11 protein-coding genes are annotated in these 16,347 nt (G+C 55.5%); 7 read left to right on the top strand and 4 right to left on the bottom strand.

Annotation, left to right across the window (positions count from 1 at the left end; all coding sequences use genetic code 11):
* Window positions 1-154 precede the first annotated feature (154 nt).
* Window positions 155-2,353, bottom strand: a complete 2,199-nt coding sequence (gene priA, locus LJN55_RS22380) for a primosomal protein N' (RefSeq protein WP_227535321.1) — start codon at window positions 2,351-2,353, stop codon at window positions 155-157.
* A gap of 217 nt (window positions 2,354-2,570) precedes the next feature.
* On the opposite strand from priA, the gene rpmE reads away from it, so the two are divergent.
* Window positions 2,571-2,783 (top strand): 50S ribosomal protein L31, encoded by a 213-nt coding sequence (rpmE, locus tag LJN55_RS22375; RefSeq protein ID WP_133846351.1) that lies wholly within the window; start codon window positions 2,571-2,573, stop codon window positions 2,781-2,783.
* A gap of 169 nt (window positions 2,784-2,952) precedes the next feature.
* Here rpmE and metJ read toward each other — a convergent pair whose 3' ends face one another.
* The gene (gene metJ, locus LJN55_RS22370) at window positions 2,953-3,270 is read right to left on the bottom strand and encodes a met regulon transcriptional regulator MetJ (protein WP_133846350.1); all 318 of its coding nucleotides are present in this window, start codon (window positions 3,268-3,270) and stop codon (window positions 2,953-2,955) included.
* Between the two features lie 243 nt (window positions 3,271-3,513).
* Here metJ and metB point away from each other — a divergent pair, with 243 nt between their 5' ends.
* The 3 genes from metB (at window position 3,514) to metF (ending at window position 8,229) form a co-directional block, all read left to right on the top strand.
* On the top strand, window positions 3,514-4,674 hold the full coding sequence (gene metB / locus LJN55_RS22365) for a cystathionine gamma-synthase (protein WP_133846349.1): 1,161 nt from the start codon (window positions 3,514-3,516) through the stop codon (window positions 4,672-4,674).
* A 2-nt stretch (window positions 4,675-4,676) separates the two neighbouring features.
* Complete coding sequence (locus tag LJN55_RS22360; RefSeq protein WP_133846348.1) at window positions 4,677-7,112, top strand: bifunctional aspartate kinase/homoserine dehydrogenase II; 2,436 nt, start codon at window positions 4,677-4,679, stop codon at window positions 7,110-7,112.
* A 214-nt stretch (window positions 7,113-7,326) separates the two neighbouring features.
* Window positions 7,327-8,229, top strand: coding sequence for a methylenetetrahydrofolate reductase (gene metF, locus LJN55_RS22355; protein WP_133846347.1), 903 nt, complete (start codon window positions 7,327-7,329; stop codon window positions 8,227-8,229).
* A 107-nt stretch (window positions 8,230-8,336) separates the two neighbouring features.
* Here metF and ppc read toward each other — a convergent pair whose 3' ends face one another.
* Together ppc and argE are read right to left on the bottom strand one after the other, a co-directional pair.
* Window positions 8,337-10,988, bottom strand: a complete 2,652-nt coding sequence (gene ppc / locus LJN55_RS22350) for a phosphoenolpyruvate carboxylase (RefSeq protein ID WP_227535319.1) — start codon at window positions 10,986-10,988, stop codon at window positions 8,337-8,339.
* A gap of 371 nt (window positions 10,989-11,359) precedes the next feature.
* Window positions 11,360-12,511: an acetylornithine deacetylase gene (gene argE / locus LJN55_RS22345; RefSeq protein WP_133846345.1), complete on the bottom strand. Its 1,152-nt coding sequence runs from the start codon at window positions 12,509-12,511 to the stop codon at window positions 11,360-11,362.
* Between the two features lie 171 nt (window positions 12,512-12,682).
* Here argE and argB point away from each other — a divergent pair, with 171 nt between their 5' ends.
* The 3 genes from argB to argH all read left to right on the top strand — a co-directional run bounded on the left by argB (window position 12,683) and on the right by argH (window position 16,287).
* The gene (argB, locus tag LJN55_RS22340; protein ID WP_200643382.1) at window positions 12,683-13,459 is read left to right on the top strand and encodes an acetylglutamate kinase; all 777 of its coding nucleotides are present in this window, start codon (window positions 12,683-12,685) and stop codon (window positions 13,457-13,459) included.
* 149 nt (window positions 13,460-13,608) lie between these two features.
* Window positions 13,609-14,823 carry an argininosuccinate synthase gene (locus LJN55_RS22335; RefSeq protein WP_133846343.1) on the top strand — a complete coding sequence of 405 codons (1,215 nt, stop codon included), beginning with the start codon at window positions 13,609-13,611 and terminating at the stop codon, window positions 14,821-14,823.
* A 90-nt stretch (window positions 14,824-14,913) separates the two neighbouring features.
* The gene (gene argH / locus LJN55_RS22330) at window positions 14,914-16,287 is read left to right on the top strand and encodes an argininosuccinate lyase (protein WP_133846342.1); all 1,374 of its coding nucleotides are present in this window, start codon (window positions 14,914-14,916) and stop codon (window positions 16,285-16,287) included.
* Window positions 16,288-16,347 lie beyond the last annotated feature (60 nt).

The following is a 16,347-nucleotide window of genomic DNA, read 5'->3' as shown; positions in this document are numbered from 1 at the left end:
GTATTGTCCGGCGACTCAACATGTCGCTTGCGGTGAACGCCCCCGCATTCTTAACAGATATGCGAGGTGGCTGTTACTTAATTTGCATAAAAATTGTGACTTGTGCGACTTTTTTCGATCCAGTGCGCAACTTTGCAGGCAATCGATTACGTTGTCAGCTTTCTGTCGGGTCGATATCTAACGTCCATTTCACCTTACGGGCCTGAGGCAGTGTTGAGATCAGGGGCAAGCTGGATTTAATCAGGCGCTGCAAGACGGCGCGCGAAGGATGTTGAAGCAGGAGCTGCCAGCGATACCGGCCACTGCGTTTTGCCTGCAATGCCGGAACCGGGCCCATGACCCAGAATGATTCACTGTTAAGTGGGCTGGCTTCGAGCAAATTGCGCAGCTGCTGCAGGAAGAGGTTGGCCTGCTGGTTGTCGTGATCCTCTGCACGAAACAGAGCGTGGCTGGTGAACGGTGGCAGGAACACGCTGTTGCGCTCGCTGAGTGCCTGGTGGGCGAAGGCATCGTAACCCTGATGCATCAGGGTTTGCAGCAGGGGATGTTCCGGATGATGGGTCTGCAACAATACTTCCCCCTGTTTACCGGCACGGCCTGCTCGCCCCGCGACCTGGGTATACAGCTGAGCAAAGCGCTCGGCCGAACGAAAGTCTGCCGAGAACAGCGCGCCATCGACGTCCAGTAGTGACACTAGCGTGACATCCGGGAAATGGTGGCCTTTCGCCAGCATTTGCGTTCCGACCAGAATGCGCGCCCCGCCGCGATGAACCTCAGCCAGTTGCTGCTCAAGCGCCCCTTTACGGCTGGTGGTATCGCGGTCGATACGCGTCAGGGGGACGCCCGGGAACAGCTCACTAATATTGTGTTCGAGCTGTTCGGTTCCCAACCCAACCGGCACCAGATGCGTGGAACCGCACTGCGGGCACTGATGGGGAACCGGACGCTGGCTGTCACAGTGATGGCAGCGCAGTTGGCGCTGATGCTGGTGCAGGGTGTAGTAACGGTCACAGCGCTGGCATTCGGCAATCCAGCCGCATTCATGGCACAGCAGCGTTGGCGAGAAACCACGACGGTTGAGGAACAACAGCACCTGGTTATCGGCTTTAAGATGCTGGCCAATTTTCTTAATCAGCATCGGAGACAGGCCACCCTGAAGCTTGACGCCTTTCAGGTCGACCAGCAGCTGTATGGCTTTGGTGGCATTTCCGGCGCGTTTGCTGAGGTTAAGCTGGCGATATTTACCGGACTGAACGTTTTGCAGGGTTTCCAGCGCTGGGGTCGCTGAGCCCATCACGATCGGAATATTTTCCTGACGGGCACGAAACACCGCCAGATCGCGTGCGTGATAGCGCCAGCCTTCCTGCTGTTTGTAAGAGCTGTCATGCTCTTCATCAATAATGATGGCGCCCAGACGGGCAAACGGCGTGAAGAGGGAAGAGCGGGTGCCAATCACAATGGCTGTTTCGCCACTGCGCGCGCGCAGCCATACGGCGAGGCGTTCGCTGTCGTTCAGCCCGGAATGCAGCACATCCACCGGGGCGCTAAAGCGCTCACGAAAGCGGGCGATGGTTTGCGGTGTCAGACCGATTTCTGGCACCAGCACCAGCACCTGGCGGCCGTTGGCCAGAATGTTTTCCAGAACGCTGAGATAAACCTCAGTTTTACCCGATCCGGTGATCCCCGCGAGTAACCAGGCAGAAAACTGATCGTCGGCACTGCGTATGGCTCCCACGGCTGTCGCTTGTTCAGTATTGAGCCGTAGACGTTCGCCCTTCACCGTATAATTTTCCCGCCAGTCCTGGTGGTCACGTGGCTGGGCGCGCAGCTCACACAGGCCTTTCGCCCGCAGTGCTTGCAGTGTGGCCTCGGTGATGTCGTGCTGGCTGACTTCATGGCGATACAGCCCGCTGTGTCGCAGCGCAGCCAGTGCCTGCTGCTGTTTTGGGGCACGTTTGAGGCTTTCCGGTGCGGTCGCTTTGCCTTCTTCTGTCATCAGCCATTGCCAGAGAGGGGCTTCTTCGGCGGGTTTGCCCTGACGCAGTAGCACGGGCATGGCGTGGAGCAGCACTTCACCCAGTGGATAATGATAATAATCAGCAGCCCATAGCAGGATGCGCCACAAGGAGGCGGGGTACAGTGAGTCGCTATCTAACACCTCATGCACGCTTTTTAGCTGGTCGAGGGGGAAATCGCTGTGTTCAACAATGCCGACAACCACGCCGATCGCCTTGCGCTTACCAAAAGGCACGCTGACGCGCCCACCGACCACGGCATGGCTGAGGTGAGGTGGCAACAGATAATCAAAGTTGCGGGCAAGCGGAACGGGTAGCGCGACCTGAACAACGGGCATGGATTCATCCGGGTGAAAAACAGGGCCAGTTAGTGTACACTGTGTCGTCCGGAATGTGCGGATCCGATTGCGGCGGCTGTTTAATTTCTGTATAGTTCGCCGCCGTTGGTATGGCATTTTGGTATCAACTTCACTTGAAATATTAATCTTCGTGTGGTGCCGGTGCAGGAGTGATCCTGGCGCGGGAGAGCGACACGGCCTTAACTGAGGTTTTCCCATGAAAAAAGGTATTCACCCTAATTACGCTGAAGTTACTGCTAAATGTTCTTGCGGTAATGAAATCAAAACCCGCTCTACCGTGGGTCACGACCTGAACCTGGACGTGTGTGGCAACTGCCACCCGTTCTACACCGGTAAGCAGCGTGATGTTGCTAGCGGCGGCCGTGTGGATCGCTTCAACAAGCGTTTCAGCATCCCAGGCGCTAAATAAGCACCCTGAAAGAAACGGTTACCGTTTCGGATGTAAAAAAAACCCAGCCTCTGGCTGGGTTTTTTTATGCCTGCTTATCGGGAAGCGGCGGTGTGTAATATGCGGGGCTATCGGGTAACCCGGCAGGCCCTGATGTGACATCAGGTGCCTGACCGGATAACCGAACGGTTTAGTATTCCCAGGTCTCAGGATCGACGCCCATTGCACGCATGATCGCTTTTGCTTCCTCGGGAATTTCGTCACTGCGTTCTTTGCGCAGGTCAACATCATCCGGCAGAGGCTGGCCGGTAAATGCATGCAGAAATGCTTCGCACAGCAGTTCGCTGTTGGTGGCATGACGCAAGTTATTAACCTGGCGGCGTGTGCGCTCATCGGTCAAAATCTTTAATACTTTCAACGGAATGGATACCGTGATTTTTTTAACCTGCTCGCTTTTTTTACCGTGCTCAGCGTAAGGGCTGATATATTCGCCGTTCCATTCAGCCATGAGTTACCTTAATCATATTAAATGTAGAATTGCCGAAATTTGGCTAATTATGCCCGAAGTCGATGGCTATCACACCGGGATGGCACAACTTTCTCTGGGGTATATCGACATAATTCTAACGGTTATTGACGCATTGCTCAATCTATACGCAAAGACATTTAGATGTCCAGATGTATTGACGTCTATCTCGCTGCTGTTTACTCTATCAGTCTTATCTTATTAACCAGCAGGAAGTTATGCACCATGACGCGTAAACAGGCAACCATCGCAGTACGTAGCGGTTTGAATGATGACGAGCAATATGGCTGCGTTGTCCCACCGATTCATCTCTCCAGCACCTATAACTTTACCGACTTCAATGAGCCGCGCGCTCATGACTACTCACGTCGCGGCAACCCGACGCGTGATGTCGTGCAACGTGCGCTGGCAGAGCTGGAAGGGGGCGCTGGTGCAGTGATGACCAATACGGGCATGTCTGCCATCCATCTGGTGTGTACCGTATTCCTGAAACCCGGCGACCTGCTGGTGGCGCCGCATGACTGTTACGGCGGCAGTTACCGTCTGTTCGATAGCCTGAGCAAACGCGGTGCGTATCGCGTGAAGTTTGTTGACCAGGGCGATGAGGCTGCTTTACAGGCGGCGCTGGCTGAGAAACCCAAGCTGGTACTGATTGAAAGCCCGAGCAACCCGCTGCTGCGTGTGGTGGATATTGCGTCGATCACCCAGGCTGCGGCAGAAGCTGGCGCGATTAGCGTGGTGGACAATACCTTCCTCAGCCCGGCTTTACAGAATCCGCTGGCGCTGGGTGCTGACCTGGTGATTCACTCCTGTACCAAATACCTTAACGGTCACTCCGATGTGGTGGCCGGTGCTGTTGTTGCCAAAGACCCGCAGCATGTGACTGAACTGGCCTGGTGGGCGAACAATATTGGTGTGACCGGTGGCGCATTTGACAGCTACCTGCTGTTGCGCGGCATGCGTACACTGGCCCCGCGTATGGCGGCGGCACAGCGTAATGCGCTGGCGATTGTCGATTATCTGAAACAACAACCGCTGGTGAAAAAGCTGTATCATCCTTCCCTGCCGGAAAATGCCGGACATCAGTTTGCGGTACGTCAGCAAAAAGGCTTTGGCGCCATGCTAAGTTTTGAGCTGAACGGTGATGAGGCAACGCTGCGTCGTTTCCTGAAAGCGTTGGAATTATTCACACTGGCGGAATCGCTGGGCGGCGTCGAAAGCCTGATTTCCCACACCGCAACCATGACCCATGCGGGCATGTCTGCTGAAGCGCGTGCGGCAGCGGGGATTTCGGAGACGCTGCTGCGTATTTCGGTGGGAATTGAAGATCACGAAGATTTAATCGCCGATCTGGATAATGCATTCCGGATCGCGGCCAAGAGGTAAGCATGAGTTATTCAGCAGTGGCAGGGGCAGACAGTTCGCGGCAGTTACATAAATTTGGTGGCAGTAGCCTGGCCGATGCCAAATGCTACCTGCGTGTTGCCGGGATCATGGCAGAGTACAGCCAGCCGGGTGACCTGATGGTGGTCTCGGCAGCCGGCAGTACCACTAACCAGCTGATTAGTTGGCTTAAGCTGAGTCAGAATGATCGGTTGTCTGCGCACCAGGTGCAACAGGCATTACGCCGTTATCAGAGTGAGCTGATTAGCAGTCTGTTACCGTCGGATGTCGCTGAACCGCTGATTGCTGAGTTTATTCATGACCTCGAAAAACTGGCCGTCCTGCTGGATAACAAAATCACTGATGCAGTTTATGCACAAGTCGTGGGGCACGGTGAAATCTGGTCGGCACGTCTGATGTCAGCGGTGCTGAACCAGCGGGATATTCACGCAGGCTGGCTGGATGCTCGCGATTTTTTACGCGCCGAACGTGCCGCACAGCCGCAGGTGGATGAAGCGAAGTCACAGCCGCTGTTACAGCAGTTGATGGCGCAGCGTCCTGAACAGCGTTTGGTGGTCACTGGTTTTATCTGCGCAAATGATGCGGGTGAAACGGTGCTGTTGGGGCGTAACGGCAGTGACTATTCTGCAACGCAGATCGGTGCGCTGGCCGGTGTGACACGCGTGACCATCTGGAGTGACGTGGCTGGCGTGTACAGTGCTGACCCGCGTAAAGTGAAAGATGCGTGTTTGCTGCCGCTGCTGCGTCTGGATGAAGCCAGTGAGCTGGCACGTCTGGCGGCTCCGGTCCTGCATACGCGTACGCTTCAGCCGGTTTCAGGCAGCGATATCGATCTGCAACTGCGTTGCAGCTATCAGCCAGAACAGGGATCAACACGTATTGAACGCGTGCTGGCTTCAGGCACCGGGGCGCGTATCGTGACCAGCCATGATGATGTTTGTCTGATTGAATTCCATGTACCTGCACAGCATGATTTTGCTGCGCGGCATAAAGAGATCGATCAGCTACTGAAGCGTGCACAGGTTCGTCCGCTGGCAACCGGCGTTCATCCTGACCGTAATCTGTTACAGCTGTGCTACACCTCGGAAGTGGTAAACAGTGCCCTGACTCTGCTGGAGGATGCCGGATTACCGGGGCGTTTGCAGCTGCGTGAAGGCATGGCAATGGTGGCGATGGTGGGGGCAGGCGTTTGCCGTAACCCGCTACACAGTCACCGTTTCTGGCAGCAGATGAAAGATCAGCCGGTGGAATTTATCTGCCAGTCACAGGAAGGCATCAGCCTGGTGGCGGTGCTGCGCGTCGGGCCGACGGAACATCTTATCCGGGGCCTGCATCAGACGCTGTTCCGTGCGGAGAAGCAGGTAGGCCTGGTGCTGTTTGGCAAAGGCAACATCGGTTCCCGCTGGCTGGAGCTGTTTGCCCGTGAGCAGGAAACCCTTTCTGCGCGCACCGGGTTTGAATTTATTCTTGCCGGAGTGGTGGACAGCCGCCGCAGTCTGTTGAGTTACGACGGGCTGGATGCCAGCCGCGCGCTGGCCTTCTTTGAAGAGGAAGCGGTAGAGCAGGACCAGGAGTCGTTGTTCCTGTGGATGCGCGCTCATCCGTTTGACGATCTGGTGGTGCTGGATGTGACCGCCAGTGAAACGCTGGCTGCGCAGTACTTAGATTTCGCCAGCTACGGTTTCCACGTGATTGGTGCGAACAAAGTGGCAGGCGCGGCCAGTAGCAATAGCTATCGCCAGATCCGCGATGCGTTTGCGAAAACCGGGCGCCACTGGTTGTATAACGCCACGGTCGGTGCCGGGTTGCCGGTGAACCACACGGTGCGCGATCTGCGTGAAAGCGGTGACAGCATTTTGTCGATCAGCGGTATCTTCTCCGGCACGCTCTCGTGGCTGTTCCTGCAATTTGATGGCACGGTGCCCTTTACCGAACTGGTGGATCAGGCGTGGCAGCAGGGTCTGACTGAACCCGATCCGCGTGTCGACCTCTCCGGCCAGGATGTGATGCGTAAGCTGGTGATTCTGGCGCGTGAGGCGGGCTACGATATTGAACCTGACCAGGTACGCGTTGAGTCGCTGGTTCCCGCCAGCTACCAGTCGGGATCGGTGGATGACTTCTTTGAGAATGCCGATGAGTTGAATGACCAGATGGTCCAGCGCTTTGAAGCCGCTCAGGAACTGGGACTGGTACTGCGCTACGTCGCACGTTTCGATGCCAACGGCAAAGCGCGTGTTGGCGTGGAAGCCGTGCGTGACGATCATCCGCTGGCGGCGCTGTTGCCGTGTGATAACGTGTTCGCTATCGAAAGCCGCTGGTATCGCGATAATCCCCTGGTGATCCGTGGGCCAGGTGCAGGGCGCGATGTCACTGCCGGAGCCATTCAGTCGGATCTCAACCGCCTGGCACAGTTGCTGTAATCTCCTCCTCATTTGGGCCAGGCACGCCTGGCCCCTTCGCCACATCCCACCTTCATGAATTTCCCTCATCTTTGTTGAGGATTTGTCACGCCTGGCCATCATTTATCTGTTGACTGAATAACCAATTTCCGTCATTTTGAATGTCTGGACGTCTAAACGGATAGACGGTCAAGGTAGCGAACCATCTTCAGCAGCGATCGATGAGGTAACGGGTATGAGTTTTTTCCACGCAAACCAGCGCGAAGCATTGAACCAAAGTCTTGCCGAAATCAGCGGGCAAATTAACGTTTCCTTTGAGTTCTTTCCACCGCGTACCAGTGAAATGGAAGACACTCTGTGGAGCTCAATCGATCGCCTTAGCAGCCTGAAGCCAAAATTCGTTTCGGTCACTTACGGTGCCAACTCCGGTGAACGTGATCGTACCCACAGCATTATCAAAGGCATTAAAGACCGTACCGGTCTGGAAGCCGCCCCGCACCTGACCTGTGTTGATGCTACCCGCGATGAACTGCGCGCCATTGCCCAGGATTACTGGGACAACGGCATCCGTCATATTGTGGCGCTGCGCGGTGACCTGCCGCCGGGCGGTGGCAAGCCGGAAATGTACGGGGCTGACCTGGTCGCCTTGCTGAAAGAAGTGGGTGATTTCGATATTTCTGTCGCGGCCTACCCGGAAGTGCATCCGGAAGCGAAAAGCGCACAGGCCGACCTGATCAACCTGAAACGTAAAATTGATGCCGGCGCGAACCGCGCGATCACTCAGTTCTTCTTTGATGTAGAAAGTTACCTGCGTTTTCGTGACCGTTGCGTGTCTACCGGTATTGATGTTGAGATTGTCCCGGGTATTCTGCCGGTGTCGAACTTTAAGCAGTTGCAGCGCTTTGCCACCATGACTAACGTGCGCGTACCGGGCTGGATGACCAGCATGTTTGAAGGACTGGATAACGACCCGGAAACCCGCAAAATGGTGGGTGCCAATGTCGCGATGGATATGGTGAAGATCCTCAGCCGCGAAGGGGTGAAAGATTTCCATTTCTACACGCTGAACCGTGCCGAAATGAGCTATGCCATTTGCCATACGCTGGGCGTACGCCCGGGGGCGCAGATCATCGCCTGAGAGGGGCGCCACGATCAAAAAAGGACGCGAAAGCGTCCTTTTTTGATCGTGGCGGGCGAACATCTGTAGGGGCCGATCATTTTTTCCGATCGGCCCGTGAGGCCAGATTAACCGGTATTACGCATCCCTGCCGCCACCCCGGCAATCGTCACCATCAGTGCCTGCTCAACGCGGGCATCCGGCTCTGCGCCTTCTGCTTCCTGCTGGCGTGAACGATGTAACAGTTCGGCCTGCAATACGTTCAGTGGGTCAGTGTAGACGTTACGTAGCGCAATCGATTCGGCAATCCACGGCTGGTCGGCCATCAGATGGGAATCGTTGGCGATGGTCAGCACCGCTTTAATATCGGAGTCCAGCTGGTCACGTAGCTGTTTGCCCAGTGCCCACAGCGACTTCTCGACCAGGCGCTGATCGTAGTACTCCGCCAGCCACAGGTCGGCTTTCGAGAACACCATTTCCAGCATCCCCAGGCGGGTAGAGAAGAAGGGCCAGTCACGACACATGGTCTCCAGCGTTTCCTGATGACCATCTTCCATCGCTTTCTGCAATGCGGCACCGGCACCTAACCAGGCAGGCAGCATCAGGCGGTTTTGCGTCCAGGCGAAGATCCACGGAATGGCGCGCAGTGATTCGACACCCCCCGTCGGACGACGTTTAGCCGGACGCGAACCCAGGGGTAATTTGGCCAGCTCCAGCTCCGGTGTGGCGGAGCGGAAGTACGGCACGAAATCGGCGTGTTCACGCACATAGCCACGATACATTTTGCAGGAAACATCAGAGAGCTGATCCATGATGCTGTTCCACTCTGCTTTCGGCTCCGGTGGTGGCAGCAGGTTAGCTTCGAGGATCGCGCCGGTGTACAGCGACAGGCTGCTGATGGTGACTTCTGGCAGGCCGTATTTGAAGCGGATCATCTCACCCTGTTCGGTGACACGCAGGCCACCTTTCAGGCTGCCCGGAGGCTGAGACAGCAATGCCGCATGCGCTGGCGCACCACCACGGCCGATTGAGCCACCGCGTCCATGGAACAGCGTCAGGGTGATACCCGCTTTCTCGCAGGTTTTGATCAGTGCATCCTGGGCCTGGTATTGTGCCCAGCTTGCTGCCATCACGCCCGCATCTTTCGCGGAGTCAGAATAGCCAATCATCACCATCTGTTTGCCCTGAATCAGGCCGCGATACCAGTCAATGTTGAGCAGCTGGCTCATCACGTCGTTGGCGTTATTCAGGTCATCGAGGGTCTCAAACAGCGGTGCGACCGGCATGGCGTAAGTAATGCCCGCTTCTTTCAGCAGCAGGTGAACCGCCAGCACGTCTGACGGCGTTTTCGCCATCGAGATCACATAGGCAGCAATCGAACCCTGAGGCACTTCTGCGGCCACGCGGCAGGTATCCAGCACTTCTTTGGTGTCGGCGCTGGGTTCCCACTGGCGCGGCATCAACGGACGCTTGGAATTCAGTTCACGGATCAGGAAGGCCTGTTTGTCGGCCTCTGACCAGCTTTCATAGTCGCCAAGACCGAGGTAACGGGTGATCTCTGCAATGGCTTCAGTGTGGCGGGTACTCTCCTGGCGCAGGTCAATACGCACCAGTGGAACGCCAAAGCACTTCACGCGGCGCAGGGTATCAAGAAGCTGACCGTTCGCGATGATGCCCATGCCACACGCCTGCAGTGACTGGTAGCAGGTGTACAGTGGTTCCCACAGCTGGTCGTTGGAGATCAGTAAATTGGCCGGGCGTGGTAAGCGCTCGCCCTTCAGGCGGCGTTCGAGATAAGCCTGAGTGCTCATCAGCTGGCCACGGAGGTTTTTCATGATCTCGCGGTAAGGTTCCAGGGCTTCCGGGTTACCACACAGCTCACGGACTTCTGGCGTACATTCAGACATCGACAGCTCAGAAACCAGCACGGCGATATCACGCAGGAACAGGTCGGTCGCTTTCCAGCGGCTCAGTTGTAAAACATGGCGAGTGATGTCGGCCGTGACGTTCGGGTTGCCGTCGCGGTCGCCGCCCATCCAGGAGGTAAATTTCACGGGGACAAAATCAACCGGCAGGGTGTAACCAAAAGCGGCTTCAACCTGTTCGTTTAGCTCGCGCAGGAAGTGAGGAACACCTTCCCACAGGCTGTTTTCGACGACCGCAAAGCCCCATTTAGCTTCATCGACCGGTGTCGGGCGGTATTTACGAATTTCATCGGTATGCCAGGCCTGTGCAACCAGCTGACGCAGGCGGCGCATGATCTTGCCGTGGTCATAATCAGACAGGTCATTGTGATCCAGCTGTTGCAGGCAGGTATTCACTTCTACCAGCTTATGGATCAAGGTGCGGCGGGTGATTTCAGTCGGGTGCGCGGTCAGAACAAGTTCAAGCGACAGGGACTCAATAGCTTCACGAACGGCGGCTTCGGTCAGGTCCGGCTGCTGCTTCAGGCGTTCAAACGTCTTTGCCAAGAGCTCCGGGTGATTCGCACCTTCGCCTTTTGGCGAAATGGTGTGGTACTGCTCGGCCACGTTGGTCAGGTTGAGGAACTGGCTGAAAGCGCGGGCAACCGGCAACAGTTCGTCATTGGACAGATTTTGCAGCGTGGACAGCAACTCTTGACGGTGGGCATCATTTCCCGCACGTGATGACTTAGAGAGCTTACGGATGGTTTCTACCTGGTCCAGGATGTTCTCTCCCAGTGCATCCTTAATCGTATCCCCGAGCAGTTTGCCGAGCATACTGACATTACTTCGCATTGCGGAATATTGTTCGTTCATATGACCCCTGACACCCTTCTTGTATTTGTAACTTTAATATCCGTCATACTTGAAGCTGCAACTACGTTGGCTGCTCTCACTCACCCGAATCACTGACTAATGTAAGCTCATCGGGACTCGCTCTTTTGCCGCCTTGCTGCAACTTCAACTATTTTGGCTATAAATAACCCTTGTGGGCATAACTTAGCCTTTTATCTAGCCACGTTAGCAACCATTCGTCAATTGACTTAAATTTGCCGCATCGTGACGCTAAATAGCGGGAATTTATGAAATTTAATTACAACGGAGTGAGATAAGTTATTCTTATCAACCAGAATAATTGAAATCGGTGGCAAACGGCTGTTTTGGCAGTCATTTACCCCCTTTTTTACTCAGTGATGGCAAAAATGATGCACCACCTGGGCGATTAACTCCCGGGTAGGTTTGATAAATGCCGTGTCAATAAATTCATCCGGCTGGTGTGCCTGATCGATCGATCCTGGGCCTAAAACCAGCGTCGGGCAGATTTCCTGAATAAATGGCGCCTCGGTACAGTAGTTCACTACTTCCGTTTCTGTCCCCAGCAATTTCTCCACGACCTGTACCAGCTGATGCTCGCGCGGGCACTCATAACCCGGGATCGGGGGATGCAGTTCACCCACGGTCAGGCGGCCTGGCCAGCGTGCACTGACGGGTGCCAGCGCTTCATTCAGCAAACCGTCAAGGTCGCTTAACGTCAGGCCTGGCAGTGGGCGGATATCCATATGCAATTCACAACAGGCGCAGATACGGTTGGCAGCGTCGCCACCGTTGATATGGCCAAAGTTCATGGTCGGATAGGGAATGGCGAATCCGTCATGGTGGTAGCGCGTTTTTAGCGTATTACGCAGTTCCATCAGTTGGGTAATCGACTCGTGCATCAGCTCAATGGCGTTGACGCCGCGTCCTGGATCGCTTGAGTGGCCGGACTGGCCCTGAATGCGAATCACATTGGAGAGATGGCCTTTGTGGGCGCGAACCGGTTTCAGTGAGGTGGGTTCACCGATAATGGCGCAGTCCGGGCGCAGGCTGGTGGTTTCTGAGAAAAACTTCGCGCCTGCCATCGTGGTTTCTTCGTCAGCGGTGGCGAGGATATACAGCGGTTTTTTCAGCGTTGAAACGTCAATATCACGCAGGGTATCTAAAATGAAGGCGAAGAAGCCTTTCATATCGGCGGTGCCCAGACCGTACAGTTTGTTGTCGTGCTCGGTCAGGGTAAAGGGATCGCGCGTCCAGCGGCCATCGTCGAAGGGAACGGTATCGGTATGACCCGCCAGCAGCAGCCCGCCGGCGCCGTGGCCGCTCTTCGCCAGCATATTGAATTTGTTGCGCGTACCGGGAACGGGTTGGACTTCCACGCTGAAGCCAATATCGCGGAACCAGCCGGCCAGTAAATTGATTAAAGTCTGATTACTCTGATCGAGCGCACTGTCGGTTGCACTGATTGATGGCGTAGCAATCAACTGGCGGTAAATCTCGATAAAAGGGGGTAATTTTGTCTTCACTGTTGACAGTCCTTGAGTTAGGATAGTATCAATATTCATGCATTAATAGTGAATAAAAATACATTAACGACGACCGGATGGAAACCGATAAATTTGTCTTCCACGGTAGCAGTTCAACAGGCGTTTTGGCAGCCCTGAAGCGCAATGACTCACAGTGAGCGAGTGACTTTCATGACAAATCCGTTAATTATCAAGTTGGGTGGTGTGTTGCTGGACAGCGAAGAAGCGCTGGAGCGGCTGTTTGACGCCCTGGTGACCTACCGTGCTGCCCACCAACGCCCACTGCTGATTGTTCACGGTGGTGGCTGCCTGGTGGATGAGCTGATGACTAAGCTTGCGCTGCCGGTGAAGAAGAAAAACGGCCTGCGCGTGACACCCGCCGATCAGATTGACATTATTACCGGCGCACTGGCCGGGACGGCGAACAAAACCCTGCTGGCCTGGTCGAAAAAACATGGCATTGATGCCGTTGGCCTGTGCCTCGGTGACGGCGGCAGCGTCAATGTGGCGCAGTTTGATGATGAACTCGGGCACGTGGGCCTGGCAACACCGGGATCGCCACGGTTGATCGCCACACTGCTGGAGGCGGGTTATCTGCCAGTCGTGAGTTCGATAGGTATTACTCAGGATGGCCTGCTGATGAACGTTAACGCCGATCAGGCCGCGACGGCGCTGGCCGCCACTCTGGGTGCAGACCTGATTCTGCTCTCTGACGTGAGTGGTATTCTCGATGCCAATAAACAACGCATTGAAGAGATGACGGCGGAGAAAGCGGAACAGCTGATTGCTGATGGCGTGATCACTGACGGCATGATCGTCAAGGTGAATGCCGCACTGGACGCTGCCCGTACCCTGGGCCGTCCGGTAGATATTGCCAGCTGGCGCCATGCTGAACAGCTGCCAGCCCTGTTTAACGGCGTGTCTATTGGCACCCGTATCCTCGCTTAATTATAAACCTTTCCCGAAAAATTTCGGGTTGCAGCAAGGCGGCGACGGAATGAATCCCCGGGAGCTTAGTTCACTAAGTGACTGGGGTGAGTGTAGGAAGCCAACGTAGTTGCAGCGTGAAAGATGATGGGAAATTGAAGGAAGAGACAATGCAAGATAAAAGCATCAAGAAAATCGTACTGGCTTACTCCGGCGGTCTGGATACTTCGGCCATTATTCCGTGGCTGAAAGAGAACTACGGCGGCTGTGAAGTGGTGGCATTCGTGGCCGATATCGGTCAGGAACGTGGCGATCTGGAAGGTGTAGAGCAGAAAGCGCTGCAATCCGGTGCATCCGAATGCCACGTTGTGGACCTGCGGGAAGAGTTCATCAGCGAGTACGTGTATCCGGTGCTTCAGACTGGTGCCCTGTATGAAGGCACCTACCTGCTGGGGACGTCAATGGCGCGCCCAATTATCGCTAAAGCTCAGGTCGAGCTGGCACTGAAAGTGGGGGCAGATGCACTGTGCCACGGCGCAACCGGTAAAGGTAATGACCAGGTGCGTTTCGAAACCACCTATACCGCACTGGCTCCGCAGCTGAAAGTGGTGGCACCGTGGCGCGAGTGGAACCTGCGTTCCCGTGAAGCCCTGCTGGACTACTTGAAAGAACGTAATATCCCGACCACCGCGTCGCTGGAAAAAATCTACAGCCGTGATGAAAACGCATGGCATATCTCGACCGAAGGCGGCGTGCTGGAAAGCCCGTGGAACGCACCGAACAAAGATTGCTGGGTATGGACCGTGGATCCGCTGGAAGCACCAGACCAGCCGGAGCAGGTGACCGTTGCCGTTGAGAAAGGCCGCGTAGTTGCCGTCAACGGTGAAGCGTTAAGCCCGTTCGGCTGCCTGGACAAATTGAATGCTATCGGTGCCCGTCACGGTGTTGGCCGTATCGATATCGTGGAAAACCGCCTGGTGGGCATCAAGTCACGTGGCTGTTACGAAACCCCGGGCGGCACCATCATGGTGAATGCGCTGCGTGCGGTTGAGCAGCTGGTTCTGGACCGTGACAGCTTCAAATGGCGCGAGCAGCTGGGCCTGGAAATGTCCTACGTGGTTTACGATGGTCGTTGGTTCGCGCCACTGCGTAAATCCATTCAGGCATCCGCCGCTGCCCTGGCAGAAGAAGTGAACGGTGAAGTGGTTCTGCAACTGTATAAAGGCCAGGTCACCGCGATTCAGAAGAAATCTGCTAACAGCCTGTACTCTGAAGAGTTTGCGACCTTCGGTGAAGATGAAGTATACGATCACCGTCATGCTGGCGGCTTTATCCGTCTGTTCTCACTCTCGTCACGCATCCGTGCGCTGAACGAGAAGAAGTAATTTTTTGGGCGAGGCAACTCGTCCCTACAGGTATTCGTAGGGGCGGCACATGTGCCGCCCTTATTACATTATTTGAATGGAGTACGCATCATGGCACTTTGGGGTGGACGGTTTACGCAGGCAGCAGATCAACGTTTCAAGCTCTTCAATGACTCACTGCGCTTCGACTATCGTCTGGCAGAGCAGGACATCACTGGTTCCATTGCCTGGTCCAAAGCGCTGGTGACGGTCAATGTATTAACCACAGAAGAACAGCAGCAGCTGGAAGTGGCGCTGAATGTTCTGCTGGAAGACGTGCGCGCGAACCCACAGCAAATTCTGGAAAGCGATGCCGAAGATATTCACAGCTGGGTGGAAGGCAAACTGATTGACAAGGTCGGTGCGCTGGGTAAAAAACTCCACACTGGCCGTAGCCGTAATGACCAGGTCGCTACCGATCTGAAACTGTGGTGTAAAGCGCAGGTCAGCGAACTGCTGATCGCCACACGCCAGTTCCAGCAGGCGCTGGTGGCGACGGCGGAAGCCAATCAGGACGCCGTCATGCCGGGCTATACCCACCTGCAACGTGCCCAGCCGGTGACGTTTGCACATTGGTGCCTGGCCTACGTTGAGATGCTGGCACGCGATGAAAGCCGCCTGCAGGATACGCTGAAGCGTCTTGACGTCAGCCCGTTGGGCTGTGGCGCACTGGCCGGAACCGCGTACGAAATCGACCGTGAGCAACTGGCAGGCTGGTTAGGTTTTGCCTCCGCGACCCGTAACAGCCTGGACACCGTGTCTGACCGTGACCATGTGCTGGAACTGCTGTCTGATGCGTCCATCGGCATGGTTCACCTGTCGCGTTTCGCGGAAGATCTGATCTTCTTCAACACCGGCGAATCCGGTTTCGTTGAGCTGTCCGATAAGGTCACTTCGGGGTCATCCCTGATGCCGCAGAAGAAAAACCCGGATGCGCTGGAGCTGATCCGTGGCAAAGTCGGCCGCGTACAGGGCGCATTGACCGCGATGAGCATGACCCTGAAAGGTCTGCCTCTGGCGTATAACAAAGATATGCAGGAAGACAAAGAAGGGCTGTTTGATGCGCTCGATACCTGGTCTGACTGCCTGCATATGGCCGCACTGGTGCTGGATGGTATTCAGGTGAAACGCCCACGTTGCCAGGAAGCCGCTGAGCAGGGTTACGCGAATTCGACGGAGCTGGCGGATTATCTGGTCGCGAAAGGCGTGCCATTCCGTGAAGCGCACCATATTGTAGGTGAAACCGTGGTCGAAGCGATTAAACAGGGTGTGGCGCTGGAAGCGCTGACGCTGGGTGATTTACAGAAGTTCAGCAGTGTGATCGGAGAGGATGTGTACCCGTTCCTGTCTCTGCAATCTTGCCTGGATAAGCGTAACGCGAAAGGCGGTGTCTCTCCGCATCAGGTATCAAAAGCGATTACTGAAGCGAAACAGCGTCTGGCGTAATGCCTTTTGTGTCAGGCATGCATAGGGTCAGGTATGCCTGACCCCTGGGATGACATAGGG

It is taken from the genome of Erwinia rhapontici, assembly GCF_020683125.1.
GTDB classification, from domain to species: domain Bacteria; phylum Pseudomonadota; class Gammaproteobacteria; order Enterobacterales; family Enterobacteriaceae; genus Erwinia; species Erwinia rhapontici.
This window is presented reverse-complemented; position numbering and strand designations above follow the sequence as displayed.